The organism is Nocardioidaceae bacterium SCSIO 66511, assembly GCA_023100825.1.
GTDB lineage: Bacteria > Actinomycetota > Actinomycetes > Propionibacteriales > Nocardioidaceae > Solicola.
In genome coordinates this window covers 2,404,262-2,429,389 of the sequence record CP095846.1, presented here as the reverse complement: position 1 = coordinate 2,429,389, position 25,128 = coordinate 2,404,262, and the positions used below count along the sequence as shown (strand labels likewise).

28 protein-coding genes are annotated in these 25,128 nt (G+C 66.2%); 13 read left to right on the top strand and 15 right to left on the bottom strand.

Annotation, left to right across the window (positions count from 1 at the left end):
- Window positions 1–85: 85 nt before the first annotated feature.
- Both fdhD and pepN read right to left on the bottom strand, forming a co-directional pair.
- Window positions 86–919, bottom strand: a complete 834-nt coding sequence (fdhD, locus tag MU582_11375; GenBank protein UPK73051.1) for a formate dehydrogenase accessory sulfurtransferase FdhD — start codon at window positions 917–919, stop codon at window positions 86–88.
- Entirely contained in the window at window positions 919–3,357 is a 2,439-nt protein-coding gene (gene pepN / locus MU582_11370; protein ID UPK73050.1) for an aminopeptidase N, read from the bottom strand. Before pepN ends, fdhD begins: the two co-directional genes overlap by 1 nt.
- 117 nt (window positions 3,358–3,474) lie before the next feature.
- Here pepN and MU582_11365 point away from each other — a divergent pair, with 117 nt between their 5' ends.
- The 4 genes from MU582_11365 (at window position 3,475) to MU582_11350 (ending at window position 6,548) form a co-directional block, all read left to right on the top strand.
- Window positions 3,475–5,067, top strand: coding sequence for an MFS transporter (locus MU582_11365; protein UPK73049.1), 1,593 nt, complete (start codon window positions 3,475–3,477; stop codon window positions 5,065–5,067).
- Between the two features lie 63 nt (window positions 5,068–5,130).
- A complete protein-coding gene (locus MU582_11360) occupies window positions 5,131–5,769 on the top strand; it encodes an HNH endonuclease family protein (GenBank protein ID UPK73048.1) in 639 nt (212 codons plus the stop codon).
- Window positions 5,770–5,800: 31 nt separating this feature from the next.
- The gene (locus MU582_11355; protein ID UPK73047.1) at window positions 5,801–6,166 is read left to right on the top strand and encodes a hypothetical protein; all 366 of its coding nucleotides are present in this window, start codon (window positions 5,801–5,803) and stop codon (window positions 6,164–6,166) included.
- Window positions 6,159–6,548: a hypothetical protein gene (locus MU582_11350; GenBank protein UPK73046.1), complete on the top strand. Its 390-nt coding sequence runs from the start codon at window positions 6,159–6,161 to the stop codon at window positions 6,546–6,548. Before MU582_11355 ends, MU582_11350 begins: the two co-directional genes overlap by 8 nt.
- Here the strand turns inward: MU582_11350 and MU582_11345 are convergent.
- On the bottom strand, window positions 6,528–7,427 hold the full coding sequence (locus MU582_11345) for a phosphatase PAP2 family protein (protein ID UPK77155.1): 900 nt from the start codon (window positions 7,425–7,427) through the stop codon (window positions 6,528–6,530). The two genes, MU582_11350 and MU582_11345, sit on opposite strands and share 21 nt — an antisense overlap.
- 143 nt (window positions 7,428–7,570) lie before the next feature.
- Here MU582_11345 and MU582_11340 point away from each other — a divergent pair, with 143 nt between their 5' ends.
- Entirely contained in the window at window positions 7,571–8,305 is a 735-nt protein-coding gene (locus MU582_11340) for a GTP pyrophosphokinase family protein (protein UPK73045.1), read from the top strand.
- Window positions 8,306–8,338: 33 nt separating this feature from the next.
- The gene (locus MU582_11335) at window positions 8,339–8,818 is read left to right on the top strand and encodes a GNAT family N-acetyltransferase (protein ID UPK73044.1); all 480 of its coding nucleotides are present in this window, start codon (window positions 8,339–8,341) and stop codon (window positions 8,816–8,818) included.
- A 56-nt stretch (window positions 8,819–8,874) separates the two neighbouring features.
- Here the strand turns inward: MU582_11335 and MU582_11330 are convergent, their stop codons facing one another.
- On the bottom strand, window positions 8,875–9,429 hold the full coding sequence (locus tag MU582_11330; protein ID UPK73043.1) for a CGNR zinc finger domain-containing protein: 555 nt from the start codon (window positions 9,427–9,429) through the stop codon (window positions 8,875–8,877).
- 81 nt (window positions 9,430–9,510) lie between these two features.
- On the opposite strand from MU582_11330, the gene MU582_11325 reads away from it, so the two are divergent.
- Window positions 9,511–10,686: an epoxide hydrolase 1 gene (locus MU582_11325; GenBank protein UPK73042.1), complete on the top strand. Its 1,176-nt coding sequence runs from the start codon at window positions 9,511–9,513 to the stop codon at window positions 10,684–10,686.
- Here MU582_11325 and MU582_11320 read toward each other — a convergent pair.
- The gene (locus MU582_11320) at window positions 10,634–11,416 is read right to left on the bottom strand and encodes a class I SAM-dependent methyltransferase (protein UPK73041.1); all 783 of its coding nucleotides are present in this window, start codon (window positions 11,414–11,416) and stop codon (window positions 10,634–10,636) included. The genes MU582_11325 and MU582_11320 overlap by 53 nt on opposite strands.
- A 97-nt stretch (window positions 11,417–11,513) precedes the next feature.
- On the opposite strand from MU582_11320, the gene MU582_11315 reads away from it, so the two are divergent.
- The 3 genes from MU582_11315 to MU582_11305 all read left to right on the top strand — a co-directional run bounded on the left by MU582_11315 (window position 11,514) and on the right by MU582_11305 (window position 14,226).
- Window positions 11,514–12,461 carry a class I SAM-dependent methyltransferase gene (locus MU582_11315; protein UPK73040.1) on the top strand — a complete coding sequence of 316 codons (948 nt, stop codon included), beginning with the start codon at window positions 11,514–11,516 and terminating at the stop codon, window positions 12,459–12,461.
- A 197-nt stretch (window positions 12,462–12,658) separates the two neighbouring features.
- Window positions 12,659–13,201 (top strand): dihydrofolate reductase family protein, encoded by a 543-nt coding sequence (locus MU582_11310; protein UPK73039.1) that lies wholly within the window; start codon window positions 12,659–12,661, stop codon window positions 13,199–13,201.
- A 107-nt stretch (window positions 13,202–13,308) separates the two neighbouring features.
- Window positions 13,309–14,226, top strand: a complete 918-nt coding sequence (locus tag MU582_11305; GenBank protein ID UPK73038.1) for a hypothetical protein — start codon at window positions 13,309–13,311, stop codon at window positions 14,224–14,226.
- A 29-nt stretch (window positions 14,227–14,255) separates the two neighbouring features.
- Here MU582_11305 and MU582_11300 read toward each other — a convergent pair whose 3' ends face one another.
- The 3 genes from MU582_11300 to MU582_11290 all read right to left on the bottom strand — a co-directional run bounded on the left by MU582_11300 (window position 14,256) and on the right by MU582_11290 (window position 16,091).
- Complete coding sequence (locus MU582_11300; protein ID UPK73037.1) at window positions 14,256–15,263, bottom strand: RNA polymerase subunit sigma-70; 1,008 nt, start codon at window positions 15,261–15,263, stop codon at window positions 14,256–14,258.
- A gap of 63 nt (window positions 15,264–15,326) precedes the next feature.
- Window positions 15,327–15,509, bottom strand: a complete 183-nt coding sequence (locus MU582_11295) for a hypothetical protein (protein ID UPK73036.1) — start codon at window positions 15,507–15,509, stop codon at window positions 15,327–15,329.
- 66 nt (window positions 15,510–15,575) lie between these two features.
- A complete protein-coding gene (locus MU582_11290; GenBank protein UPK73035.1) occupies window positions 15,576–16,091 on the bottom strand; it encodes a pyridoxamine 5'-phosphate oxidase family protein in 516 nt (171 codons plus the stop codon).
- Window positions 16,092–16,175: 84 nt separating this feature from the next.
- Here MU582_11290 and MU582_11285 point away from each other — a divergent pair, with 84 nt between their 5' ends.
- Window positions 16,176–17,174, top strand: a complete 999-nt coding sequence (locus MU582_11285; GenBank protein ID UPK73034.1) for a winged helix-turn-helix domain-containing protein — start codon at window positions 16,176–16,178, stop codon at window positions 17,172–17,174.
- Here MU582_11285 and MU582_11280 read toward each other — a convergent pair.
- Window positions 17,123–17,683: an ABATE domain-containing protein gene (locus MU582_11280; protein UPK73033.1), complete on the bottom strand. Its 561-nt coding sequence runs from the start codon at window positions 17,681–17,683 to the stop codon at window positions 17,123–17,125. The two genes, MU582_11285 and MU582_11280, sit on opposite strands and share 52 nt — an antisense overlap.
- Before the next feature lie 82 nt (window positions 17,684–17,765).
- On the opposite strand from MU582_11280, the gene MU582_11275 reads away from it, so the two are divergent.
- Window positions 17,766–18,440 (top strand): haloacid dehalogenase type II, encoded by a 675-nt coding sequence (locus MU582_11275; GenBank protein UPK77154.1) that lies wholly within the window; start codon window positions 17,766–17,768, stop codon window positions 18,438–18,440.
- A 39-nt stretch (window positions 18,441–18,479) separates the two neighbouring features.
- Here MU582_11275 and MU582_11270 read toward each other — a convergent pair whose 3' ends face one another.
- From MU582_11270 to MU582_11255, 4 genes are all read right to left on the bottom strand, one after another.
- Complete coding sequence (locus tag MU582_11270) at window positions 18,480–20,843, bottom strand: excinuclease ABC subunit UvrA (GenBank protein ID UPK73032.1); 2,364 nt, start codon at window positions 20,841–20,843, stop codon at window positions 18,480–18,482.
- 25 nt (window positions 20,844–20,868) lie between these two features.
- Window positions 20,869–21,276 carry a VOC family protein gene (locus MU582_11265; protein ID UPK73031.1) on the bottom strand — a complete coding sequence of 136 codons (408 nt, stop codon included), beginning with the start codon at window positions 21,274–21,276 and terminating at the stop codon, window positions 20,869–20,871.
- A 78-nt stretch (window positions 21,277–21,354) separates the two neighbouring features.
- Window positions 21,355–21,978 (bottom strand): glyoxalase, encoded by a 624-nt coding sequence (locus MU582_11260; GenBank protein ID UPK73030.1) that lies wholly within the window; start codon window positions 21,976–21,978, stop codon window positions 21,355–21,357.
- A 5-nt stretch (window positions 21,979–21,983) separates the two neighbouring features.
- The gene (locus tag MU582_11255; protein ID UPK73029.1) at window positions 21,984–22,433 is read right to left on the bottom strand and encodes an AraC family transcriptional regulator; all 450 of its coding nucleotides are present in this window, start codon (window positions 22,431–22,433) and stop codon (window positions 21,984–21,986) included.
- A 72-nt stretch (window positions 22,434–22,505) separates the two neighbouring features.
- Here MU582_11255 and MU582_11250 point away from each other — a divergent pair, with 72 nt between their 5' ends.
- Window positions 22,506–22,973: a VanZ family protein gene (locus MU582_11250; protein ID UPK73028.1), complete on the top strand. Its 468-nt coding sequence runs from the start codon at window positions 22,506–22,508 to the stop codon at window positions 22,971–22,973.
- A 19-nt stretch (window positions 22,974–22,992) separates the two neighbouring features.
- On the opposite strand, the gene MU582_11245 is transcribed toward MU582_11250, so the two are convergent.
- Together MU582_11245 and MU582_11240 are read right to left on the bottom strand one after the other, a co-directional pair.
- Entirely contained in the window at window positions 22,993–24,420 is a 1,428-nt protein-coding gene (locus MU582_11245; protein ID UPK73027.1) for a hypothetical protein, read from the bottom strand.
- 129 nt (window positions 24,421–24,549) lie between these two features.
- A complete protein-coding gene (locus tag MU582_11240) occupies window positions 24,550–25,125 on the bottom strand; it encodes a DinB family protein (protein ID UPK73026.1) in 576 nt (191 codons plus the stop codon).
- Between the last annotated feature and the right edge of the window lie 3 nt (window positions 25,126–25,128).

Below are 25,128 nucleotides of genomic sequence, written 5' to 3'. Positions count from 1 at the left end.
AACGCCCCGGGCGCATGGAACTTCAGCGATCTGCACACCCACGATGTGCAAGTCGCAAGGGCCTTTCAACCCCGGATCCGGAGACTCAGCCGGGTAGGTCTACGCGATCGTGGCGGCTGTAGACGACCATCCGCCCGTCGCGTACGAAACCGACCACTGCGATACCAACCTGTTTGGCGACATCGACGGCAAGCGACGACGGCGCACCGACGGCGATGACCAGGCCGATGCCGGCGACGGCCGCTTTCTGCACGATCTCGTACGCAACGCGTCCGCTCACGCAGAGCACGGAGGTGTCGAGGGGCCGCTGGTCGAGAAGGCAATGGCCGATCGCCTTGTCGACGGCGTTGTGTCGGCCGACGTCCTCTCGTACGACGAGGGCATTGCCATCGGAGTCGAAGATCCCGGCCGCGTGGAGCCCGCCGGTGGTCGAAAAGACCTGCTGCTCCTTGCGCAGCCGATCGGGCAGCGTGGCCAGGACGTCGGCGTCGACGCGGAGGTCGGAGCGGATCGGGCCGGCGACGGCCACCACGTCGGATACCGACTCCTTGCCACACACGCCACATGCCGACGAGACCTCACGTGGACGCCAACCGGCTGCCGGACTGGTGCTCAGGTGTGCGGTGACGACGTTGAACTCTTCTTCCTCCCGCAGATCTGCGTCGGTGCAGTAGGCGATCGAGCGGAGATCGTCGCGTGTTTCGTACACCCCCTCGGCGAAGAGCAGGCCGGCGGCGAGCTCGAAGTCGTGACCGGGCGTACGCATCGTCACACCGAAGCGTTCGGTCGGCAGCCCGGGAGCGTCGACCCGAAGCTCGAGTGGTTCCTCGGTCGCCAGCCGGTCCTCGTGGCGCAGCGTTCGCGAGCCGTCGATCTCGAGCACTTGGACTCGCCGGGTCGGGCCCGGCCGGCGTGCCATCACGACTCCCGAGCCCGACGCCGTACCTCGAGCGCATCGGCCAGATCGGCCGTCTCATCGGCGATGCTGCGTCGAAGGCCGGGTACGAGGTCGTCGCGTTCGAGCGTGTGCTCGGCAGTGGCGAGCGTACGCTCGTTGATGGCGACGAACGGGAAGGCCGAACCCGCCACCTCTGCGACGACCCAGCCCGAACGAAACTCCTGTGTCGGCGGAATCTCCGCGAAATACCGCTCGACGTACGACGCGTGCAGTGCCGCCTGCTCCGGCCACCAGAATCCCTCTGCGGTCGCGTAGAGCAGGTAGTTCGACAGACCGGTGTCGGTGGTGAGGTCCCGCCACGCGCTCGCCTTCGCATCAGCGTCGGGAAGCGCAGCGCGGGCACGGGTCGCGTGGATCAGGCCGGAACTGGAACCGTCACGCTCGAACTCGCGGTCGATCGAGTCAGCCGTGATGGCGCCCCAGCGGGCGAGGCGCGTGACGATGCGCCAACGAAGCTCATCGTCGATCGCGAGGCCGTCCGGCCCGTCACCGGCGATCCATCGGTCGAGCAACGCGGTGTCGGAGCTGAGGGTGACGAGCCCTCGTGCGGCCGCGAGTTGTAGCGCGGAGCCCGGTGCGGCGGTGGCGAGCCGCGATGCATAGGCGTGCGCGAGGCGGTGACGGGCCGACGCCGGGTCTGCAACATATCGGCTCAGCAGCGACTGCTCGGCCCAGGACGCGAGCATCAGGAGGGTGATGTCCTCCGTCTCGTGGGGGACCGCGCTCTCCAACAGAGCCACCGCCTGGTCGGTGTGGATGTCTCCACCGTCGACCGCGTCACGCAGGCCTAGCCACAGGCTCGCCCGAGTCACCGGATCGGTGATCCGTGGCCAGGCGTCGACGAGGGTCGACAGGGTCTGCGGATCGTGGCGGAAGCGGGCCCAGGTGTCGTCTGCGGTATCGAGGAGCAGCGCGGCACGTTCGGGCACCTCGATCGGTTGCGGCGCGCCGTCGAGAGAGATCGGACGGGTGGTGATCCCGGCATCGTCGAGGATGCCGACCTTGAAGGTATGCGGCCGGATGGTGCCGTCGGGTGACTCGACCGCGACCGTCGTCCGGTCGGATCGAATGACGTCGGCGCCAGCCGTACGCAGCCACGCCTGAGCCCACTCATCGAGGTCGGTGGCGCCGGCGCGACGCCACGCGTCGAAGAGGTCATGCAGAGTCGCGTTGCCGTACGAGTGCCGGCGGAGATGGTCGCGTACGCCTTCCAGGAAGACGTCGTCGCCGAGATGGGCCGCGAGTTGCTTGAGGATCGATGCACCCTTCGCATACGAGATGCCGTCGAAGTCGGCGAGTGCACTGGCACCGTCGGGTGCGCCGTTACCGGCGACCGGATGCGTCGACGGTCGCTGGTCGGCTCGTAGACCCCACGGCTTGCGAGCGCTGGCGAAGTCGACCCAGCTGTCGGTGAACTCGGTGGCGTCGTCGGTCACTCGGGTGCCCATGTACTCGGCGAACGACTCGTTGAGCCACAGGTCGTCCCACCACCGCATCGTCACCAGATCGCCGAACCACTGGTGAGCCATCTCGTGCGCGATCACGCGCGCTCGGGTGCCGCGCTCGGCGCGCGTCACCCGGGAGCGGAAGATCATATCGTCGCGAAAGGTGACGCATCCGGGGTTCTCCATCGCGCCCGCATTGAACTCGGGTACGAAGCACTGGAAGTAGTCGCCGAACGGGTACCGAATGCCGAACATCTCGTGGTACGCGTCGAAGCACTGCGCCGTGACTGTGAACAGCTCCTCGGCGTCCTTGTCGAGATGCGGTGCGATCGACTGGCGTACGGCCAGGCCGAGGCGGATGCCGTCGTGATCACGGGTGAGTACGTGGTACGGACCGGCGACGAGCGTCACGAAGTACGTGGACAGCGGCTTGGTCTCAGCGAGACGCCATAGACCGTCGGCGCTGCGATCGGCACGCGCATTGCCGATCACCACCCAGTGGCGCGGTGCGCGTACCTCGATCGTGTACGGAGCCTTCAGATCGGGCTGGTCGAAGCAGCAGAAGATCCGGGGTGCGGCGTCCAGGAACGACATCGCGTGCAGATAGGGCTCGCCGTCGATCGGGTCGACTGCCCGATGCATGCCCTCGCCGTCGTTGCTGTACGCCATCGTGGCGCGTGCCTCGAGCACATGGGATCCCGCGGTCACCGCCAGCGGGACCCGGCCGTCGACACAGGAGCCCGGGTCGAGCGGATCGCCGTCGAGAACGAGCTCATGCACCTGCTCTGCGCGCAGCTCTACGAACGTCTCGGCGTTCGCGGCCGCATCGAAGCGGATCGTGGTGCGCGAGTCGAACGAATCCGCGCCCGTATCGAGATCGAGCGCTACGTCGTACGCATGGACGGTGATCAGCTCTGCGCGTACGCGAGCCTCGTCGACATTGAGGTTGGCCACCCGCCCAGCGTATGCCGCCGGGTCATGCGCCGAAACACGATGTCCGCGTAGGCCCGGGGAGTTGTCAATTTCGTCGAAATGGTCCATAAGCCGATGTGCGGTGCAACGATTGTCCGATTGACCATTTGCTCGTACTCGGGCGGGCCGGTTCGCGAGGTTATACCCATGGCGACTACAACCAGCACCCAGACGAGTCGATTTGTCTTTCTGGCAATGATTCTCGCCGTGTCGATGACATTCATCGACCAGACGATCGTGGCGATAGCCTCGCCCGAGCTCCAGGCCGATCTGTCGTTGTCGACACAACAAGGACATTGGGTGATCAATGCCTATCTCGTCGCGCTCGCGGCGACGTTCGCGCTCGGCGGCCGGGTCGCGGATGTCTTGGGATCGCGGCGTGTGGTCCTTGTCGGCATCGCCGGCTTCGCGATCTCGTCGGCACTGTGCGCGCTGACGCCGAACGAGTCCTGGGCGGAGTGGTGGCTGGTCTCGGCACGCGTCGCACAGGGTGCGTTCGCGGCTGTATTGCTGCCGGCAGCAATCGCGATCGTGTTCGCCTCGGCAGCGCCGGAGCGACGCGGCAAATCGCTGGCCACCTTCTTCGGCCTGAGCGGTGCGTTCACGGCGCTCGGGCCGTTCCTCGGCGGATACCTGCTGGAGATCAGCTGGCGGGCGATCTTCTGGATCAACGTCCCGATCGCGGTGGTTGCGTTCGTGTTGGCATCGGTTGTCGGCGTCGCCGACGCGCGTCGGGACGAGCGGATCGACTGGCGTGGGGCGGTGCTGGTCGCAGCGGGGATGGCGTTGAGCGTCCTCGGGTTTTCCCAGTCTGCGGATTGGGGCTGGGAAAGTCCCGCGACCTGGGTTGCGATAGCGGGCGGATTGGTTTTGCTTGCACTCTTCGTGGTGGTGGAACGACGGACAGTAATTCCGCTCATCCGGCTGGACATTTTCCGATCCGCAGGGATGCGAGTCGATTCGCTGGTTCTGTTCTTCGCAATGATGGCGTTCGTACCCGTTTCCTATTTCCTGAGTATCTATGCCGACGTCTCATTGGGGCTCAACGCACACCAGTCGAGCATTCTCTTGCTGCAGTTCTTCCTCGGCTACCTGATCGCCGCTCAAGTGGGCGGGCGCATCTTCGATGCACGCGGCGCGAAACCCGCGGTCGTACTCGGTTGTGTACTTGCGATAGCCGGGTTCGGCTGGTGGGCAGACAACGTGACGACCCTGACGTCGCATGCGCAGACGTACCCGATGCTGCTCGCAGGAGCCGGCATCGGCATGCTGATGGGCCCCGTGAGCGCCGACGCCGTCTCGCGGGCGGCCGGCGCGTCGTACGGAGAGGTCACCGGGCTGAACCAGACCGTCCGGAACTACGGCGCGTCGCTGGGGTTCGCGATTCTCGGTACGCTCGCATCCCATGTCTTCAGCGACCGTTTCAAGTCGTCGCTGACCGGCCTCGGCCTATCCGACTCCGAGGCGTCGAAGGTCGCGAAGGAGGCAGCGACCGGCGCCGGGCCGGAGTCGTCGTCGCACGGTTCGGAGTCGCTACGGGCTTCGATCGAGCACGCGGCGGCGCATGACTTCGCACTCGGAATGCGAGCCGTTCTCATCGCGATGGCGATCGCACTCGCGGTCGCGCTGGTCGCGGCTCTTCGCCACCCGGGTGATCGGCCGGCCGTGGAAGCGGGCGTCGACGGCGACTGAGCCGCACGCGATGTTCACCTGAGCCGACGTTTCGGCGATCTCCTCGCAGGGAAGGTCACCGACATGAACCCGCGTCGCGCCCTCGGTCTGCTCGCACTCGCCTTCGCCCTGCTCGTCACTCTCGGGCTCTCCGGGGCAACGACGGCATCTGCGTATCCGCCGGACCCACCCGACGAGGCGACCGCTCGCGCGCACCTCGACGAGCTCACCGTCGCGACGCCCGGCAGCGGCGACGACTACGACCGCGACCTCTTTCCGCATTGGCACACGGTCGAGGGCACCTGCGATACCCGCGAGACGGTGCTGAAGCGTGACGGTACGGACGTCTCCACCGGCGACGACTGCTACCCGACGGACGGATCGTGGTACAGCGTGTACGACGGCGAAACGTTCACCGATCCGTCCGACGTACACATCGACCACATCGTGCCCCTGTCGGAGGCATGGAAGTCCGGCGCGAACGAGTGGACGACGGATCACCGTGAGGAGTTCGCGAACGACCTCACCCATTCGCAGCTGATCGCCGTGAGTGCGAGCAGCAATATGAGCAAGGGCGATGATGATCCTGCCGAGTGGAAGCCGGAGAACGAGAACGTCTGGTGCGTCTACTCGCGCGAGTGGATCGACACCAAGTTCGTTTACGAGCTGACGGTCGACGAGGCTGAGAAGGCCGCGCTGTCGGAGATGCTCGACCGCTGCTGACCCGCTGAGCGCCACTGCATAGGCTGGCGCCGTGACGGACCTGACGGCGTACGGCCTATGCGCACTGGCGCTCGTCGTCTCCGCGTACGCGGGATGGCTGACAGCGCGAGAGCGACCATTCAGCAACGGTCTGTTCTACGCGGTCGCTGCCGTGGAGGTCCTGCTGATCGCCCAGCTCGTGGGTGGTTGCATCGCGTTGGCGCAGACCTCCCGCGACATCGATGGCGTCACTTTTGTCGCGTACCTCGTGACCGTAGTCGTGGTTCCGGTGGTCGCCGTGTTGTGGGGCGTCTCCGACAAGAGCCGATGGGGGACCGGCGTCATGGTGATCGGCATGATCACCGTCGCAGTACTGTGCTTGCGTCTGCTCGACCTGTGGGGCGGACGCTATGTCTGAGTCGACCGCGGATGGCTTCGGTCGGGTGCTTGTCGCGGTGTACGCGGTCTTCGCGCTCGCGGCGACGGCTCGCTCGTTGGTTCAGATCGCGACGCGCTTCGACGAGGCTCCGGTCGCGTACCTGCTGTCGGCGTTCGCCGGCATCGTCTACATCGTCGCGACGATCGCCCTTGGTCTCGGGCGTGACAGCACGCGCGGTCTCGCGCTGGTGACGATTCTGGTCGAGCTGATCGGCGTACTCGCCGTCGGCACGCTCAGCCTCGTCGACGAGGAGCTGTTCCCCGACGACACGGTCTGGTCGGGCTTCGGCCAGGGGTACGGGTACGTACCACTCGTGTTGCCCTTTGTCGGACTCTGGTGGCTACGACACACCCGGGCGTGACGACGCTCCGACCTGTGCGGGTTCGGACTCTGAGGTCGGACGGTCGCGGCGATGCTCCCACCACGAGCAACCGGCGAGTACGACGCCCGCGAGCGCGTACCCGGCGAGTACGTCGATCACATAGTGCTCGCCGTAGTAGACGAGCATGAACGACATCGCGAGGGGGTACAGCAACAGCAACCAACGCCAAGCGCTGCGAAGTTTGAGCACTCCGTAGAACGCGACGAGTGCGGCGAGCCCCGCGTGCAGCGACGGCATCGCGGCCACGGGGTTACCGACGTTGGCCAACGCCAGATGGAAGCCGCCCATGCCGAGGTCGTCCCAGCCGCGGCCGGTGAGCCGATCGATGTCGGACGGCAGGTAGCCGTCTTCGGAGGCCATCCACGGCGGAGCCATCGGGTAGGCGACGTAGACGACCAATGCTGCGAGGTTGATGGCGATGTATCGGCGCATGAACGGCAACCATGCTGCGCGGCTGCGCAGCCATAGCACGACCGCGATCGCCGGCGCGACGACGAAGTGTGAGAAGTAGACGCCGGTGAGGAGCTCGTCGTACCAGCGCGGGGAGATCGCAGTCGAGCACGGATTACCGCACAGTGCCGACTGGAGGTGCTCCGTCGGCGTCGTGCCGCCGCCGATCCAACGATCGAAGCGGATCGGCTCCGTGATGTGTACGACCGCCTGGATGTCGTCGGACAGCGCGCGGCTGTAGAGATACAACAACAAGATGATCAGCGGTATCCACCAGTCCTTGACGAACTGCAGATGCGTACGCCACGGCGCGCCGATGTTCCAGGCGATCGTCGCCAGCCAAAGCCAAGCGAAGATCTGCACTGCATCGGTCGGTACGCCGATCGCGTACACCCACACCGCGAGCATCGCCACGTACGCCGAGCACGCGATGGCCCTGGCGCGAGGTGACGTGGATGAACGAACAAGCCCCCCTGGGTTTCCCACAGTTGAACGTTAGCCGATCGAACCAACCCTTCGCCGATGTGGAGTCGCCTGGCAGACTCGGAGGCGTGAATGATCTGGTCGGCATCAGCGAGCTCAGGGGCGAGTTCAATCGCTTCATGATGGCGTACAAGTTCGGTCTCGCCGAGGTGACGACCAAGATCAACATCCTGCGCGACGAGTTCGGGTACGCCCATGAGTACAACCCGATCGAGCATGTGAGCTCGCGGTTGAAAACTCCGGAGAGCATCGTACGTAAGGCGATCCGCAAGGAGAGCCCGCTGACGTTCGAGGGCATCCGCAAGACGTTGCTCGACATCGCGGGCGTACGAATCACCTGCAGTTTCATCTCCGATGCGTACGAGATCAGCGACATGCTGACGCGTCAGCGCGATGTGAGCGTCGTCGAGGTTCGCGACTACATCGCGAATCCCAAACCGAACGGTTACAAGAGCCTGCACGTGATCGTCGAGATCCCGGTGTATATGTCCGATCGGGTGGAGAACGTCTTCGTCGAGATCCAGATCCGCACAATTGCGATGGACTTTTGGGCCAGCCTCGAGCACAAGATCTACTACAAGTACGACCGTGCCGTCCCCGACTCGATCCTGCATGAGCTGAGAGCCGCCGCCGACACCGCGCACGACCTCGACCAGAAGATGGAGCGCCTCCACGACGCCGTCGCCGAACTCGATGGCGAGGCCGACGACGATCTGGTCGACGCCGACGCTCCGGAGCCACTGCCCGTCTCCCGGGACGTACTCGAAACGCTTGCAGCCTGGCGCTCCGACCAAACTCGCTAGCGGGATTGGCCGACGCCCAATAGCGTTGCGGTCGTGCAGATTCGAGATTTTCGCGACGACGACTGGAACGACTTCTGGCCGACGTTTCGCGCCATCAACGAGGCCGGCGAGACGTTCCCGTACGACCCGGCGTGGACGTCGGCCCAAGCCAAGGAAGTGTGGACTTCGCCCGACCACCTGGTCGTTGCCGAAGATGACGGAGTCGTGCTCGGCTCGGCCGGCATGGGCACGAACCGTCCGGGCCCGGGCGCCCATGTCTCTACGGCGAGCTTCATGGTCGCTCCGCAGGCACGGGGGAGGGGAGTGGGACGCGCACTCGGTGAGTACGCGCTGGCGTGGGCTCGCGAACGAGACTATGCCGCCATGCAGTTCAACGCAGTCGTCGAGACGAACGAACCGGCGGTGAACCTGTGGCAGGCGATCGGCTTCGACATCGTCGGCACGGTTCCCGAGGCCTTCGAGCATCCGCGGCACGGCCGGGTGGGCCTCCATGTGATGTATCGGCAGGTGTGAGTTCGAGTTGTTGAGCACTCTCAGTCGTAGACCGCCAAGCGCCGGCCCTACGGTGTCTAGCGCCGGTTGGCGTTGAAGCGCGCCTTCTTCTGCTTATTGCCGCAGGTGTTCATATCGCACCATTTGCGGGTGCGGCTCTGGCTGGTGTCGAAGAAGGCGGCTCGGCAGGTCGGCGACGCGCACAAGGCCAACTTTCCGTCTCGTTCGCCGGTGACGATGTTGATCGCGTCTGCGGCGATCACGCCGAGCGCGTCTTCGACGCCAGAGTCCGATCCGAGGCGCCATCGGCGCTCGCCGCTCGGCGTCAGAATTGCCGCGGCACGTCCCTCGGCACTGCGCTCGTTGATGACCCGGATCGCAGTCGTTGGCAGAGCATCGTGGGCCGCCGCTGCGGTGGCCACGGCGTGAATCGACTCCCGTAGCTCGCGCGCGAGCTCGAGCTGCGTCGGAGTGCAGGAGTCCACCGGTAGGCCGCTCACCGTCAGCCAGTCGGCGAGCCGTTGCGGCACGGGAATCCGTTCTACGGAAGAGCCCTGGCGCTCGGTCAGCGTCGCCGTGAAGCTCGTCGCCAGCACGCTACCCAGCCGGAAATCGGGGAACTCAGTACCCATGGAACCACCTTAGCCGGTTGCGCACCTGTCGGCTCTTCTGCTAGAACCATCTAAGCTGGTTCATAGCCTGAAGGGGATCTCATGTCTGGCCCGACAACCGACGTACGAGCATTCGAAGCACGTGCCGCCGATGCCGAACTCGACGATCTGCGGTCGCGGCTCGAGGCTGCGCGGCTCCCGGAGGCGGAGACCGTCTATCGCCCCGCCCCGGACCCGCGCCGATGGGACCAGGGCGTCCCGCTCGACGATCTCGTCGAGCTCGTGCGCTACTGGCGCACCGATTACGACTGGCGCTCATTCGAGGATCGGCTCAATCGGATCGGACAGTTTCGTACGACCATCGACGGTCTGGGAATCCACTTCCTGCACTGCCGATCGCCACGCGCAGATGCGACTCCGCTGATCCTGACGCACGGCTGGCCGGACAGCATCGTCCGGTTCATCGATGTCATCGGTGAGCTGACAGACCCCAAGGAGGAGAGGCTGCCGGCGTTCCACGTCGTGGCTCCGTCGCTGCCCGGGTTCGGCTACAGCGACAGGCCGGCTACCACCGGGTGGGGGACCGAGAAGGTCGCGGCCGCCTGGGTGGAGCTGATGGGCAGGCTCGGCTATTCGAAGTTCGCTGCGCACGGTGGCGATTGGGGCGGCAACATCACCACCGTCCTCGCCGGCAGGTTCCCGCAGCACGTGCTCGGGATCCACACGACGTTCGCCGAGCCGCCGCCGGGCTTGTCGACCGCTGGGCTCACGACGGTCGAGCGCGAGTGGGTCGCCGATACGCATGACTTCTGGCACCGGCGCGCGGCGTACGCGAAGCTTCAGGCGAGTCGACCGCAGACCATCGGCTACTCGCTGGTGGACTCGCCCGTCGGGCTGCTGGCGTGGATCCTCGACAAGTTCGCCGAATGGTCAGACACCGGGGACAGCCCGTTCGAGACGATTTCGCGGGATCGCGTGCTTGACGACGTGACCTTGTACTGGTTGACGCGGACCGGGGCATCGGCCGCACGTATCTACTACGAGAGCCACGACTCGCTCGACCCCGAGCTCCGGGTCGACGTCCCGGCCGCGCTCACGATGTATCCGCGCGATGTCGAGAAGAGCCCACGCGCATTGGCGCAGGAGAGATACCGAAACATCGTCCGGTGGAGTACGCCTGAGACCGGGGGACACTTTCCCTCGTTGGAAGTCCCCGCGTACTTCGTCAGCGACCTGCAACAGGGTCTTTCTGCAGTGCTGGGATCGATGCCTCGATGAGATGGCGGGTCGAGTGAGCGACGAACGGTTCGCCGGCGCGCAGCTGCTCGTCGAGTGCCCGTAACTGCCGGTCGTACTTGGCGACGGAGAAGTCGGGTACCCACCACACGCATTTTCGCAGGGTCCACACGACCGCTCCGATGTCATGGAAGCGCATTCGGCAGCGCGCCGTCTGCAGCGACTCGACGACGAGTCCGGCGCGCTTCGCCGCTGCCGCCTCGTGATCGGGGCGGCGGCCTTCTCGTTCTGCGGGGAGAGGACCGAGGAAGTACTCGATGAGCTCGAATGCCGATGCCGGACCGACGTGCTGTGCGAAGTAATGCCCGCCTGGCGCAAGGACTCTCGCGATCTCAGCCCAGTTCGGCCGCACCGGATGGCGTGAGGTGACGAGTTCGAAGGTCTGGTCGGCAAACGGCAGGGTGTCTTCGTCGCCGGTGTCCACGACCTTCACGCCGCGTGGTTCGAGGAGGGTACGCGCGCGTTCGAGATTCGGCCCCCAGCTCTCTGTGACGGCCATCCGGTCGGGGAGTAGGGGCGCCTCGCCGACGACCTCCCCGCCTCCGGTGTCGATGTCGAGTGCGGACTGCACCTCCGCGAGTCGTCGCGCTACCAGGCGCGCGTAGCCCCACGGTGGACGTTCCTCCGTCGCCCGGCCGTCGAGCCAGTCGAAACCCCAGCCGCTGACGTCGGCCTCCAGCGCCTCGGCAATCAGGTCGTCGTAGTCCCGCACGCGTACAGACTCGCTCCGGCGCTCCGCTCGATGCAACCGGTTTCCGTGGGTGTTGGATGAGAGTCGAACCCGCGAGAACGAACGAGGAGCGCGCGACATGGAGCAGATGGACGGAGCCGCGGCAGGGGAGGAGGGCTACGACAGCACCGTTGGGTGGGAATCCGCTCGAGACGCCAACCGCGAACTCTGGGACGACCGCGCGGTACTGCACGAAGACCTCTATGATTCCCACGACCTCGCGGCGGATTCCGAGGCGATCAGCACGGTGATCCGCGACGACCTGCCCGTGCTGCTGCAGCACCTCGACGGCCGCGGACGAGGCAGTGCCGACGCCGGTGACCTCGACAAACCGCTCGCCGGGTTCGACGTGCTGCACTTGCAGTGCCACATCGGTACGGACACCATCTCGCTGGCGAGGCTCGGTGCACGCGTCACGGGTCTGGACTTCTCCGCAACGTCGCTGAACGTGGCGCGGCGGCTCGCCGGCGAGGCTGACCTCGAGATCTCCTGGGTCGAGTCGGACGTACTGGCTGCACGTGAGGCGGTGGCGGGGGACTTCGACGTCGTCTACACCAGCGTCGGCACGATCGTCTGGCTGAGTGACCTTGCGACGTGGGCTCGTCAGATCGCCGAGCTCCTACGCCCGGGCGGCCTCTTCTACATCCGCGATGGGCACCCGGCATTGTTGGCCTTGGACGAGAAGGCGAGCACGCCGGTGGTGGGCTACCGCTACTTCGCCAACGGTCGTGCGCAGACCTGGGACGACGGTTCGACGTACGCCGGAGAGGGAACGACCGCGCACACTCGCAGCTACGAATGGCCGCACTCGCTCGCCGAGATCATCGGCTCGCTGCTCGCGGCAGGCTTGGTTCTGGAGCGTTTCGACGAGGGCAGATCGCTGCCGTGGTGCTTCTCCGAGTTGACGGCACCCGTCGACGGTAGTTGGGAGTTCGGCCCGCAGTGGCGCGACAAGATTCCGTGCACGTTCACGATCGCGGCCAGGAAACCGCTCGCTGATGAGAGCGAGCAATCCACTTCGAAATGACATAATGTACATTATCGGCACTTAATCACGGGAGCATCTCTCAGTCGCCGAAGTACGGCTTCCGGCCAATAGGAGCCGCTCATGTGGCCGGAGCGCGTACCTCGGCGGCCGGGCCGATGAGTTTTTCGCGCTGTGCGCGTCTGGTCACCGTGTACCGATCTACGGGAGGCTGATGCATGCGCAAATTGAGTTTCGCTATGAACGTGAGCCTGGACGGCTACGTCGCCGCACCTGGCGACGAACTCGGCTGGAGCGTGCCGAGCGACGAGCTGTTCCAGTGGTGGTCTGACCGGGTCGGCTCGACGAGCCTGGCGCTGTACGGGCGGCGGCTGTGGGACACGATGAGCTCCCACTGGCCGACGGCCGACCAACAGCCAGGCGCCACGCCGGCCGAGATCGAGTTCGCCGGTCGCTGGCGGGACATGCCGAAGGTGGTGTTCTCCTCGACGATCAGCTCGGTCGACTGGAACTCACGACTGGTCAGTAACAACGCCGTGACCGAGATCACCCGGCTCAAGGCCGAGGACGGCGACCCGATGGACATCGCCGGCGCCACGTTGGCCGCGACGGCAATGCGGGCCGGGCTGATCGACGAGTACATACTCGTCACTGCGCCCGTTCTGGTGGGTGCGGGTCTCCCCTTCTTCACTGCGCTCGACAACTGGGTGAATCTGAGGCTGACCGAGACTCGGATGTTCCCCGACGGCGTGACGCTGACCAGGTACGAGACGGTGCGTTGAGTCAGTCCGTGTGACGGAAGTCCCCCGACTTGCGCGCCGGCGCTCGCGTCGCTGCAGGTCGCGGCTGGAATGGCCTGCTAGCGTTTTCTGGCGTGAATAATTCTGTCATGCATGCGGACGTGCCAGCCCGCGTGCGCGAACGGGTCGTTCAACTGCATCGGGCAGCTGAACGACCCGAGTCCGAGTACGAGACCTTGCGTGCCGCGCTCGACGGCGTCCCCAAGGCGGAGCGACGGCTGCGTTGGCGGCAGATCGACATCCTGCTCGATGTGCACTTCCGCCAGTGTGGTCCCCGGGTGATCCGGCGGCTGGCCCGGCTACGTGCCGCCCACGCGAGGCGCGGAACCTCCGAGCGGTACGACCAGTTCTGGGCGAAGGTGCAGGAGTTCCTCGGTGACCGCACCGTGACCGCACACGGATACAACCTGCGCCCCGCACTTCGTCCCGCACACGAGCTATGGTCGCAGGTCGACGAGGTCGTACGCGCCTTGCAAGGGCTCGGGTACGAGACATTCGCGAACTCCGGAACTCTGCTCGGTCTGACCCGTGACGACGGGATCATCTGGCACGACGACGACGTCGACCTCGCCGTGTTGCTCCATGCCGATACGACGAAGGCGGCAGCGATCGAATGGGTCAAGCTGCGCAGGAAACTCCGTGCGAGCGGTGTGCTCGACCCCGAGATGGATCGCCGCGAGACGATCCACACGAAGACCGCCTCCCCCGACGGCTTGATGCTCGACCTGTTTCCGGCATGGATCCGTGCCGGGCGCCTGTACGTGTTCCCGTGCTGCTTCGGTGAGGTCGCAGCAGAGGATGCGATCCCGTTGAAGCCGATCTCCGTCGACGGGTCAACCAACCTTCTCGTACCGGCGAAGCCCGAGGCGCTCCTCACGGCCAACTACGGTCGCGACTGGCGTACGCCCGACCCACTTTTCACCTTCGACTGGACCACAGCCAAGCGGCGATTCCGCCGCTTTCGACGGATCGTGCGCAATAGGTACGGGGGAAGTGATGCCAAGTGATCGTCGGCCGCACCCATTGCGCCGCGGGGTCACTCCCCGACCGAGACCTCCGTACCGTCCGATGACAGTCGCTCGGGCAGCCCGATGCGTACGAACTGGTCGCCGTGGAATGTCGTGATCTCGGTGATCGAGTCGTCGGCGATGCGCAGGACATCGATCGCTAGTGGTACGTAGGCGTTCTGGTCGTCGCGCCAGAGGTAGATGCCGACGGCGGGCTGCCGATTCACGGAGCTGAGCACCGCGCGCATGGGACCGAGCGTGTCGAAGCCGTCCTGGATCCAGTCGTTCACCACGGTGTCGCGGCCGGTGCGCAGGCCCGCTGAGGGCGGCATCGAACAGCGGACATCGTCTCGCAGCATCGCAGCGAGTGCGTCGATGTCAGTCGCAATGGTGGCGTCGGTGAAGCGGCGTACCAGATTGCGTGTCTGACCGTCGCTGCTGCCACCGCTCCAGTCCTGCCGGTCGGTTGGCAAGCACTCCCGCATGCCTGCTCGAGCCCGCTGTAGCGCGCTGTTGACCGAGTTGACCGAGTCTCCGAGGAGGTCCGCGACATCTTTGGCCGGCCAGCCGAGCACGTCTCGCAGGATGAGCACTGCGCGCGGCCGCGGCGCCAGGTGCTGGACGGCGACTACGTACGCCAGCTCGATCGTCTCCCGAGCGACAGTGACCGCCTCGGGCTCGTCGGGGCCGGGCAGCTCATCGAGGAGCCGGTCCGGGTAGGGCTGTAGCCACAGCACTTCCCCGTCGGTGGCGGGCTCCGGACGATTCTTCGCCAGCAGATCAAGGCACACGTTGGTGGCGATCCGGTACAGCCAGGCCCGCAGCGACGATCGTCCCTCGAACGTCTCACGTCGCCGCCAGGCGCGCAGGTACGTCTCCTGCACAGCGTCCTCGGCGTCGTCGAACGACCCCAGCATCCGGTAGCAGTGCACGTGCAGCTCGCGCCGGTGCCGCTCGGTCGACTCGGCGAACGCCGGTTCGTCGGCCGCTGCCGACCTATCCAGGTGTCGATCGTCCGAACGAGTGTTCACAGTCATCACGTCATCCTCAGTCTCGTCGTATCCAGTCGTACATGTGACTGGCGCGGACCTCAAAACTCATCACTCGCAGGATCGGTGCAGGTCGCGCCGATCGGGAAGCCGCTCGAAACCGGCCGACAGGTACGTCGCGACGCCGCCGCGATTTGATGCCGGTGTCGCCACGAGTGCGCTGGACGAGCCGAGCTCGCGTAGCCCCGCCACGGCGGCGATGCGATCGGGGTACGCCTTCGGATAGACGCGCATCCAAGGTCACGGTGACGCCGGTCCGGCCTCGTGGTGGCCGGCGACGATGACCATCCACGAGTTCCTTCAGTCGGACGATTGTGCCGACCATACGTGTGCCCGGTGATCGTCGTCTCGTCCGTGGAGCGCGCAAGGGCTTCTCGGGTCGCGCGGACACAGGACCCATACGTCGGTGGCTCGTGCTCGGTAGAGCCGCCACGGAGACGACCCGGTGACGTCGTCGATGTCCAGCCGCGAGCCTCCGCGCGACTGCGGGCCCGGGTAGATCGCGAGCGCATGCTCGAGTTCGTCGTCGTCCACAACGGTCGCATGGCCTTCGGCGTACAGCGCGCGACCGTGGTACGGCGGTACGGTCGAGTCGAAAACGGCGACACTGACGACTCCGGTCTCCGCGAGGTTCTGTGAGTGGCGGCTGTAGGTCGCCGATGACCAGTAGAAGTCGGCCAGCCCGTCTGCCGCGAAGTACACAGGCGACGCCCAAGGCCGCCCGGCGCTGGTCACCGTCGCGAGGGTCAGGTAAGCGTTCTGCTCCAGCAGCTGTGCGGCATGGGGCGCGAGACCGTCGGCTCGTTCGTGGCTCATTTTCATACTCCTTGTGGTGTCGAACGACGCCAGTTCTAGTCGAAGGCCGCCTTGAGCCCGAGAGATTCGCGCTAATCTGAATCCGTGCCGACGCGCCGGAGCAGTTCGCGGATCGTGTTCGCGTTCGGGCGAGACGACCTGCTCCGCACAAGGTTTGCCATCTCGCCCTTGACCGAGCTCACGGCGGCAACGTACGTACTCCGACTGCCTCACCTGTTTCCCGAGCATCGAGGTTGGGTGCGAGCGACGCTGCCTCACCTCGCCGGCCTGGACGTCGATCTGCTCTACGCCGTGAACCCGCTCGGTCGCACGATCTGGCCGAACTTCCACGCCCCGCCTCCCCTGGTGCCGCACCCTCTGATTGCCGACGAGCTTGCTCGGATCGCGGCGACCGCACCGGCAGTTGTACGCGCCGACCTGGTACGCGCCTTTCCGGAGGGCATCCCCGATGATGTTCGTCCCCTCATCGACGACACGACGAACGCGCTGCGCAGGCTCATCGACCAGATGCGCGCCTTCTGGGAGGCGACGATCGCGCCGTGGTGGCCCCGGATTACAGCATTCCTGGAGAGCGAGATCGCAGCGAGGGCAGGGCGCCTCGTCGTCGAGGGCGGAGAGACGGCGTTCGCAAACCTTGATCCGGACGTCACCTGGGACGGATCGGTGCTCACCTTGGCGAACGCCAAGCCCGAGCCGCACACAGTAGAGCTCGCCGGACGCGGGTTGTTGCTGCTGCCGTCCGTCCTGGCGTTCGGCGCCTGGCCGCGTACCGATGCGCCGTGGGACCCGGCACTCACCTATCAGCCGCCCGGGACAGGTGACCTGTGGTCCGTCGGGCGGAGCGACGCGGATGCACTGAGCGAGCTCATCGGATCTCGCCGGGCGACCCTGCTCCGCATGCTGGAGCGACCGGCATCGACGCGAGCGCTCGCCGATGCGACCGGCTGGAGTCCTGGCGGCGTGAACACCCACCTCGGCGTGCTCAGACGAGGCGGCCTGGTGGCTCGTCGCCGCGATCGCCGCGAGGTGATCTACGCGCGGACATCGGCCGGCGACGCACTGGCACGTTTGCGAGAACGGTAGGCCGCTGCCTTCATCCGGTCGCCGCACTCTTTCATCCCGCACCAGGTACGCCGGGCACCGCGAGACCGGTCCAGATAGAGGCGGGTGCACTCGGGGCGACCGCATTCCTTCAGCTGTGCGTCGTTGTCGGCGAGCAATGCGATCGCGTCCCGAGCCAGGTAGGCCAGCATTGATTGCGCATCACCCGTCAGCTTCACACCTGCGTCGGTGAGCTCGATGTCCGGCGTCGGCTCGGACGCGACGGCGTTGAGTGTCTGAAGGTGTTCGTGGGTGAACGGGCGACCCTCGATCCGGTCGCGTGCGAGTCGATAAACCGCCTCGCGCAGCTCCAGCGCGGATGCGAATGTCCGCGTGTCGACGTTCGCCGCGTCGGGTAGCACTCGGCACTCCCCCATCCACCGCTCGAGGCTTGCGGGTGTGTCCAGCAGATCTTTCGGGTGGTCTCGGCGCGATTCCACGGTGCCGGTGAGATCCAGAGCGGCGTTGCCACTCACAAAGGCGAAGGTCACGTCACCAGTTTGACAGGTGACGTGACACTGATGCAAGGTGTGTCACCAGTTCAACCAGTGACGGAGATGACGGGTGACTCGCATGGTCGATATCGACGTGGTCGTCTTCGACGTACTCGGCACGATGGTCGACGAGCCCACTGGGCTCCGGGAGGCAATCCGCGAGGCCGTCCCGACAGCACGCGCCGAGTACGTCGAAGAGCTTCTCGCCCTGTGGCAGACGCACGTCGAGATAGAGCAGGCGCGGATCGGTCGCGGAGACCGGGTGTACGCGAACACCCAGGTCATCGACCGCGAAGCGGCGCATCGGATAGCCGACCGTGCAGGGGTCTCCGGGTCGACGACCATCGAGCGGCTCGCAGCGGCAGGTCAACGCCTACAGCCATGGCCGGACGCGGCCGCCGGGCTCGCCGACCTCGCGACGCGATACCCGGTGATCGGGCTCTCGAATGCCAGTCGCGCAGCCTTGCTCCGACTCAATGAGTACGCGGGTCTGCGGTGGCATCTTGCGTTGTCCGCCGAGGGCGCGAGGGCGTACAAGCCGGCCGCTGAGGTGTACAAGCTCGCCGTCGAAGCGGCCGGCTGTGCGCCCGAACGGATCCTGATGGTCGCCGCACACGCGTGGGACCTTCGCGGTGCGCAGGCTGCCGGCCTGCGCACCGCGTACGTCGAGCGTCCCGTCGGGGACCCTCCCGCTAGTGGCGATCGCTTCGACGGATACGCAACCGACCTCGCCGATCTCGTCCGGCAGCTCTAGGCGGTGACCAGCCGCCCGAGCCGGACAGCGCGACCGTCGTCAAGCACCGACGTACGCCGCCAGATGCTCGGCGGTCAGGGTTGATCGGGCATCGACCAGGTCGGCGGGCGTTCCCTCGAAGACGACCTTGCCGCCATCGTGCCCCGCGCCCGGACCGAGATCGATGATCCAGTCGGCGTGCGCCATCACCGCCTGGTGATGCTCGATCACGATGACCGACTTGCCCGAGTCGACCAGCCGGTCGAGCAGACCCAACAGGTGCTCGACATCGGCGAGGTGCAGACCGGTCGTCGGCTCATCGAGGATGTAGACGCCGCCCTTCTCCCCCATGTGGGTCGCGAGCTTGAGCCGCTGTCGCTCTCCGCCCGACAAGGTCGTGAGCGGCTGGCCGAGAGTGAGGTAGCCGAGCCCGACGTCGGCCATACGCTGCAGGATCTTATGGGCTGCGGGCGTACGCGCAGGTCCGTCGGCGAACATTTCCTCGGCCTGGTCGACGGACATCGCGAGTACTTCGCTGATGTCGCGCCCGCCGAGCTTGTACTCGAGGACGGCCGCTTGGTACCGCTTGCCCTCGCACTCCTCGCAGGTGGTCGCGACGGTCTCCATCACACCGAGCTCGGTGTAGACGACGCCCGCACCGTTGCACGTCGGGCACGCGCCCTCGGAGTTGGCGCTGAACAACGCCGGCTTGACGCCATTGGCCTTCGCGAACGCCTTGCGGATGGGATCGAGGAGGCCGGTGTACGTGGCGGGATTGGATCGCCTCGACCCCTTGATCGCCGTCTGGTCGACGACGACCACACCGTCGCGGCGAGCCAGGTTGCCGTCGATGAGCGAGCTCTTGCCCGAGCCGGCGACACCGGTGACGACCGTCAGCACCCCGGTCGGCACGTCGACGTCGACGCCTTGCAGGTTGTTCTGGTCAGCGCCGCGGATCTCGAGCGCACCGGTCGCCGCGCGTACGGACTCCTTCAGGCTCGCGCGGTCCTCGAGATGCCGCCCGGTGAGCGTGTCGCTGCCTTGTAGACCCTCGACGGTGCCTTCGAAGCACACGGTGCCGCCATCGGCGCCGGCGCCGGGACCGAGGTCGACGACATGGTCGGCAATGGCAATCGTCTCCGGCTTGTGCTCGACGACGAGCACCGTGTTGCCCTTGTCGCGCAGTCGCAGGAGCAGGTTGTTCATCCGCTCGATGTCGTGCGGGTGCAGACCGATCGTCGGCTCGTCGAACACGTAGGTGACGTCGGTGAGCGCCGAGCCGAGATGGCGAATCATCTTCGTCCGTTGCGCTTCTCCCCCGGACAAGGTGCCTGCCGGGCGGTTCAGGCTGAGGTAGCCCAAACCGATCTCGACGAACGAGTCGAGCGTCTCACCGAGTGTCGTCAGCAGTGGCGCGACCGATGGTTCGTCGAGCTTGCGCACCCACTCGGCGAGGTCGCTGATCTGCATATCGCAGGCGTCCGCGATGCTGACGCCCTCGATCTTCGACGACCGTGCGCCCTCGCTCAGCCGGGTGCCTTCGCACTCGGGGCAGCTGTCGAACGTGATCGCCCGATCGACGAAGGCGCGGATATGCGGCTGCATTGCCTCGCGGTCCTTCGCCAGCATCGACTTCTGGATGCGTGGGATGAGGCCTTCGTACGTGACGTTGACGCCCTCGACCTTGATCTTGGTCGGCTCCTTGTAGAGCAGGGCGTTGAGCTCGCGCTTGTTGAACTTCGCGATCGGCTTATCGGGATCGAAGAACCCGCAGCCTCGGAAGATGCGGCCGTACCAGCCGTCCATGCTGTAGCCGGGAATCGTCAGGGCGCCTTCGTTGAGCGACTTCGAGTCGTCGTACAGCGCAGACAGGTCGAAGTCGGAGACCGACCCGCGACCCTCGCAGCGCGGACACATGCCGCCGGTGATGCTGAACTCGCGTCGTTCCTTGACCTTCTCCCCGCCCTTCTCGAGGGTGACCGCGCCTGCGCCGCTTATCGAGGCGACGTTGAAGGAGTACGCCTGGGGTGAGCCGACGTGAGGGTCGCCGAGCCGGCTGAACAGGATGCGCAGCATCGCGTTCGCATCGGTCGCAGTGCCGACGGTGGAGCGGGGGTTCGAGCCCATCCGCTCCTGGTCGACGATGATCGCCGTGGTCAGACCCTCGAGTACGTCGACGTCGGGGCGGGCTTGCGACGGCATGAAGCCCTGCAGGAAGGCGCTGTAGGTTTCGTTGATCATCCGCCGCGACTCGGCGGCGATCGTACTGAACACCAGGGAGCTCTTGCCGGAGCCGGAAACGCCGGTGAACGCGGTGAGTCGGCGCTTCGGTATCTCGATGTCGATATCGCGGAGGTTGTTCTCGCGTGCTCCGTGAACGCGGATCAGGTCATGGCTGTCGGCTGCGTGGGACGCTGCGGTCATCGTGTCTCCTTCGTTCGGTCTGCCGTCAGCGCTGCTGGATCCGGACCATGTTGCCCGCCGGGTCGCGAAGGGCGCAGTCGCGAATGCCGTACGGCTGGTCGGTGGGTTCTTGGACCACTTCTGCGCCGCTCGCTTCGACCTTCTCGAAGGTACCGGTGAGGTCTGACGTTGCGAGCAGGATCCAGCCGTACGTGCCCTTCGCCATCATCTCGGTGATGGTGCGGCGTTCGTCGTCGGTCACGCCCGGATCGGCGACCGGCGGGGCGAGGAGCAGATTCACGTCCGGCTGGTCGCTCGGTCCGACGACGATCCAGCGCATCGTGCCGTTGCCCACGTCGCTGCGTACCTCGAAGTCGAGCACGTCGCGGTAGAACGCGACAGAGGCGTCCGGGTCGACGTGCGGTAGGGCGGTGGTGTGGATGCTGATGTCCATGGTGGTCATGCTCCCTGTGAGTTGGCGGTGGTGGTCGGCGGCGAGTGCCTGCTTCCAGGCGGTTGGGCACATGGTCGGTCAGCTCGCGATCGGAGCGCCGGCCTCCCAGGAGAAGCCGTCGGGGTCGGTGAACGGTGTGGAATCGCTGCCGATTGCGAGGCGGTGCGAGCCGCTGCCCTCGGGCGAGACGCCGGCATGCTTGGCAAGCGCACGACGGCCGTACAACGACAACGTGATCGCACTGTCGGCCCCGTCGAACTCCACGTACTTGCTGCCGAAGCTGCGCTTAACCCTCAGGCCCTGGTCGACGTAGAACTTCTTGGTCTCCTTGACGTCGGAGACACCGAGGAGCAGGACGATATCGCTGATCTCGCCGTTGTCGGGCGCGGTGTCCTTCTTCGATGACGATGCGATCGTCCAGATCGTCCCGTCCGCCGCCTGTACGGCCCCGCCATAGCCCCAGAACGACTTCTCGGCCGGCTTGAGCGAGGTCGCGCCGGCGTCGAGTGCGGCATCGACGAGCGAGCGAACGGTGGCAGGTTGGGGTACGACGAGCGACATCGTGAAGCCACGGAAGCCGGACGTCGGCTCCTGCGACGTGCGTACGCGGATGCGGTCGCCGAGGCCCCATGCCTTCTGGTAGAGGTTTTCGGATGCGGTGCGGTCTGCCACTTCGAGGGTGACGTAATCGATGGAAGTCATGCGGCTCACGCTAGACGCAGGTCCGACACCGGTGCTTCTCGATTCCTGATCGGTCTGGCGACCTGTTTCGCGACACATGGCGGCATGCCCGCAGTGACGCGCGTACCCTCTCGCTGGTACGCGCTCGGCGCTACGCCGACGAGCTCGGCGAACCGGGTGCTGAACGTGCCAAGGGACGAGAACCCGACCTCGAAGCAGACGTCAGTGACGCTGAGGTCACCGCGGCGGAGCAGGGCCATCGCCCGCTCAACGCGCCGCGTCATCAGGTAGCTGTACGGCGACTCGCCGTATGCCATTCGGAACTGCCGGCTGAGGTGCCCCGACGACATGTGTACGCCGCGGGCAAGCTCCTCGACGTCGAGCGGCCGGGCGTACTCACGGTCGATCCGGTCACGCACCTTTCGCAGCTGGGCGAGGTCATCGAGGCGTTGCTGCGGGCTCGGTTTGGCGGTCACAGACCGATCTTGCCAGACCGCGCGCGTGCGACCATCGGATTGCGTCAACCAATCACCCTGCACACTGGTGTGATGCTCCATCGCCATCCGTTCCTCAGCCTGATCACGGGCGGGTACCTGATCTTCGTCGCCTGGCTGACGCTCACGCCGCAGCCGATCGGCCCGGACGACCAGCGGTTAATCGAGCGCGTACTCGATGCGCTGCACCGTCGCGGCTACGCGGAGTCGATCGACTACACCCGGCTCGAGTTCCTGGCCAACATTGCGTTGTTCGTACCCATCGGGATGTTCCTGCTGCTGCTGTTCGGAGCGGGCGGCTGGTGGCTTGCCGCGATCGCTTCCTTCGCGATGACCGCATTCATCGAGTCGGCACAGAGTCAGATCCCGGGCCGAGTTTCGGACGGTCGCGACCTGATCGCGAACACCGGCGGTGCACTGATCGGGATTGCGATCGCCCTGATCCTCACCCTTCCGGCGACCATGCGGCGACGAGAACGCAAACGGTACGAACGTCAGCGCGAGGCGGCCTGGCCCCGGTGACCAGGCCGCCCCGCACCCGTCAGCGCTCGCACTGACGCTTCGACTCAGCGCGACACAGGTCCTTCTTGCCTGGCCCGCCGTCGGCCTTGTCGTGCCCGGGTCCGCCGCGGAGCACGTCGTTGGCGACGTCTCCCCATAGGGTGTCGTTGCCGCGTCCGCCGAAGAACCGGTCGTGGGTGTAGTTGCCGTCCAGCTCGTCGGCGCCGCCCTCGCCGTACACGATCGCGCGTCCGGCCGGGCCGTACGGCCCGCCGATGTTGAACTTGTCGTCGCCGCCCCCGAGCCGGGCTCGGATGAAGTTGCCCTTGCGGACGAACGACGACAACCGGTCGGCGCGGTCGCTGCCGACGAAATACGCATCGGCGTTGCGCGCAGGCACCGCGTACGCCTCGGCTCGGCGGAGCGAGGCTGCGGCGCGGCCGACCCGCAGCTGTCGCTTGGGAAGGTTGATGTGTAGATCTCTGCCCGTCGGATTACTCAACTCCAGGCGGTCGCGCCCGGCGCCGCCGTCGATCGAGCGAAGATGGCCCTTGACGAGTCGAATCTGGAGCAGGTCGTCACCGCCGTCGCCGCGTACGGATACCCGCGAGGTCACACTGATCTGGTCGTACGAGCCGCCGCCGCGTACCGAGCCGCGACCGAAGCGATCGACGATGTACTCCGTCCGCGGTGACCCGGTGAGCCGGTCGCGGCCGGCGCCACCATCGATCTCGTAATACCCCTTGGCGGATCTGGAGAGGTCGATCCGGTCGTCGCCGCGCTGGCCGCGAGCACTCGCTTCGATCTGGCCGTCCTTCGGGCCGGTGAGCACCGTGATCCGGTCGTCACCGCCTTTTCCGGCGACGATGTGTTCGCCCCGAACGGTGATGCGGTCGGCCCAGCGGGTGCCGGTTACACGCTGGGCGCCGAACAGACGGTCCCGGCCGATGCCCGGGCCCGTCGCGACGCCGCGCTTGTCGATCGTGATGCCGCCGCGCGCCTCCGGGAACTCCACCCGATCCGGTACGACGAGGAAGGGCATCACCCAGGGGCTCTCGTTCTCGGGCGAGCCGCCGCCGAAGATTCGGTCGTTGCCACGCCCGCCGATCAGCAGATCACCCTTTGCACCGAGCTCCTCCTCATAGTCGATCAGCTTGAACGGCCCGCCGTGCAGCCGGTCGTTGCCGGCGCCTCCGATCAACGTGTCCGCGCCCTCGTCGCCGCAGATGATGTCGTTGCCGCCGCGGCCCTTGATGACGTCGTCGCCCTTCCAGGTACGGATCACATCGGCGCGCGGGGTGCCGACAATCTTGTCGTTGCCGTCGGTGCCGTTGATCGTGACAGTGTGGCCTTTGCACTTCGCCTCAGGCGCTGCTGCCGGTTGCGCGGTCGCGCTCGCGGTCGTGGCCGGCGCGGCCAGCGCGACTGCTGCGGCCGCGGCCGTCGCCATGGACATGATTACTCGCATGGTGTTCCCCCTTGTATTGCCGGGCAGTCTCGCACGGCGTCGTATGCCTACGCAGCGGAATCGAAAGATCGCGGTCAGTCACGGCGATCAGCAGCTCACCTGATGGGCGCGAACTCTAGGTGACGCGTCCTAGCGGAACGTATCGGCAGCAGCCTGGATACTCGCGACGTACGCCGACCACCAGGCCTCACCGCCGACGTCGTCGTGATCGCGACCGCCGCGCCCGTCGATGCTCTCGCGGATGATGTCGGCATGGCCGGCATGCTGCGCGGTTTCGGCGACGACCCGGGTCAGTAGATGGCCGAACGTCGAATGGCGACGGCCTTCCGCCCACCACTCGACGTACGCGGGGGCGTCGAGCGGCAACTCCTCGATCACGGTGTCGGCGTGCTCGGTCGCAGCAGCGTACAGCCCGAGTATGTAGTCGCGGGACTCGTCTGCCGTCGCCCACATGTCGCTACCGTCCCAGATCGAGCCGTCGTCAACCCAAGGCAACGTGATCGGCGCCGGACGCTCGACACAGCTCCCGAGGTAGCTCGCCTCGATATCGGTCAAGTGCTTGACCAGGCCGAGCAGGTTCGTGCCGCTGGGCGTCATCGGGCGACGGATGTCGTACTCACCCAGCCCGTCGAGGGAACGCAGCAAACCCGAGCGAGCCTCGCGGAGGTAGTGATGGAGGTCGTACGCGGCGGAGGTGGAACCCATCCG

Coding starts and splice junctions, on each gene's coding strand:
- fdhD (UPK73051.1), bottom strand. CDS start 919: ATGGCACGCCGGCCGGGCCCGACCCGGCGAGTCCAAGTGCTCGAGATC.
- MU582_11360 (UPK73048.1), top strand. CDS start 5,131: ATGAACCCGCGTCGCGCCCTCGGTCTGCTCGCACTCGCCTTCGCCCTG.
- MU582_11350 (UPK73046.1), top strand. CDS start 6,159: ATGTCTGAGTCGACCGCGGATGGCTTCGGTCGGGTGCTTGTCGCGGTG.
- MU582_11345 (UPK77155.1), bottom strand. CDS start 7,427: ATGCTCGCGGTGTGGGTGTACGCGATCGGCGTACCGACCGATGCAGTG.
- MU582_11330 (UPK73043.1), bottom strand. CDS start 9,429: ATGGGTACTGAGTTCCCCGATTTCCGGCTGGGTAGCGTGCTGGCGACG.
- MU582_11325 (UPK73042.1), top strand. CDS start 9,511: ATGTCTGGCCCGACAACCGACGTACGAGCATTCGAAGCACGTGCCGCC.
- MU582_11315 (UPK73040.1), top strand. CDS start 11,514: ATGGAGCAGATGGACGGAGCCGCGGCAGGGGAGGAGGGCTACGACAGC.
- MU582_11310 (UPK73039.1), top strand. CDS start 12,659: ATGAACGTGAGCCTGGACGGCTACGTCGCCGCACCTGGCGACGAACTC.
- MU582_11305 (UPK73038.1), top strand. CDS start 13,309: ATGCATGCGGACGTGCCAGCCCGCGTGCGCGAACGGGTCGTTCAACTG.
- MU582_11300 (UPK73037.1), bottom strand. CDS start 15,263: ATGACTGTGAACACTCGTTCGGACGATCGACACCTGGATAGGTCGGCA.
- MU582_11295 (UPK73036.1), bottom strand. CDS start 15,509: ATGCGCGTCTATCCGAAGGCGTACCCCGATCGCATCGCCGCCGTGGCG.
- MU582_11290 (UPK73035.1), bottom strand. CDS start 16,091: ATGAGCCACGAACGAGCCGACGGTCTCGCGCCCCATGCCGCACAGCTG.
- MU582_11275 (UPK77154.1), top strand. CDS start 17,766: ATGGTCGATATCGACGTGGTCGTCTTCGACGTACTCGGCACGATGGTC.
- MU582_11270 (UPK73032.1), bottom strand. CDS start 20,843: ATGACCGCAGCGTCCCACGCAGCCGACAGCCATGACCTGATCCGCGTT.
- MU582_11265 (UPK73031.1), bottom strand. CDS start 21,276: ATGGACATCAGCATCCACACCACCGCCCTACCGCACGTCGACCCGGAC.
- MU582_11260 (UPK73030.1), bottom strand. CDS start 21,978: ATGACTTCCATCGATTACGTCACCCTCGAAGTGGCAGACCGCACCGCA.
- MU582_11250 (UPK73028.1), top strand. CDS start 22,506: ATGCTCCATCGCCATCCGTTCCTCAGCCTGATCACGGGCGGGTACCTG.
- MU582_11245 (UPK73027.1), bottom strand. CDS start 24,420: ATGCGAGTAATCATGTCCATGGCGACGGCCGCGGCCGCAGCAGTCGCG.
- MU582_11240 (UPK73026.1), bottom strand. CDS start 25,125: ATGGGTTCCACCTCCGCCGCGTACGACCTCCATCACTACCTCCGCGAG.